The organism is Thiorhodococcus minor (assembly GCF_010820565.1).
GTDB lineage: Bacteria > Pseudomonadota > Gammaproteobacteria > Chromatiales > Chromatiaceae > Thiorhodococcus > Thiorhodococcus minor.
The window spans coordinates 1-854 of sequence record NZ_JAAIJQ010000297.1 but is presented as its reverse complement, the minus strand read 5'-3'; the positions used below and the strand labels follow the sequence as shown (position 1 = coordinate 854).

Sequence of the window (854 nt, the reverse complement as noted above, 5' to 3'; positions counted from 1 at the left end):
CGATGGCAAGGCCATTACGCATCGAGTTTCCCGGAGCGCTCTACCACGTGACATCGCGTGGGGACAGGCGCGAGCCGATCTACGAGGACGATGCTGATCGGGAGCAGTTTCTGGCCACGCTGGCGGAGGTGGTCGAGCGTTACAACTGGTTGTGCCACGCCTACTGCCTCATGACCAACCACTACCACCTCATCTTGGAGACGGTTGAAGGCAATCTGTCCAAGGGCATGCGTCAGCTCAACGGCGTATTCACGCAGTCTTCGAACCGACGTCATGGACGCCAAGGACATCTGTTCCAGGGGCGTTTCAAGGGCATATTGGTTGACAAAGACAGTTACTTGCTGGCACTGAGCCGCTACGTAGTACTGAATCCCGTGCGGGCGGGCATGGTCCAAGATCCGGAGCAATGGTATTGGAGCAGCTATCGGGCGACGGCCGGTGAGAGCACGACTCCACCATGGCTCGAGACGGATTTCGTGTTGAGGCAGTTTGCAAAGGATCGCGATCGCGCGCAGGCGCGCTACAGGCGGTTCGTTCTCGAAGGACTCGGGCGCGATATCTGGCAGAACCTGCGCCAGCAGGTTTACCTTGGCGACGAGACGTTCGTGGAGAAGATGCAGGCGGCGGTGAACATCAAAGGCGACCGGCTGAGTGTGCCCAACATTCAGCGGCGACCGCCGCCGGCCCCGTTGGCGGATATTGCGCAATCCCATCCCGATCGAAACTCAGCGATCTTGGCCGCGTACGCGACAGGCGCCTACAGCTACGCAGCCATCGCCGCGTATTTCGGCATCCATCTCTCAACCGTCGGACGGATTGTCCGAACCGCGATGCAACAAGGCGAGAACTGACCC

At 60.0% G+C, this 854-nt stretch carries 1 protein-coding gene; it reads left to right on the top strand.

Annotated elements, in window-relative coordinates:
* The first annotated feature begins 2 nt into the window (after nt 1-2).
* Complete coding sequence (locus G3446_RS27050) at nt 3-851, top strand: REP-associated tyrosine transposase (protein ID WP_164456735.1); 849 nt, start codon at nt 3-5, stop codon at nt 849-851.
* Nucleotides 852-854 lie beyond the last annotated feature (3 nt).

Coding starts and splice junctions, on each gene's coding strand:
- G3446_RS27050 (WP_164456735.1), top strand. CDS start 3: ATGGCAAGGCCATTACGCATCGAGTTTCCCGGAGCGCTCTACCACGTG.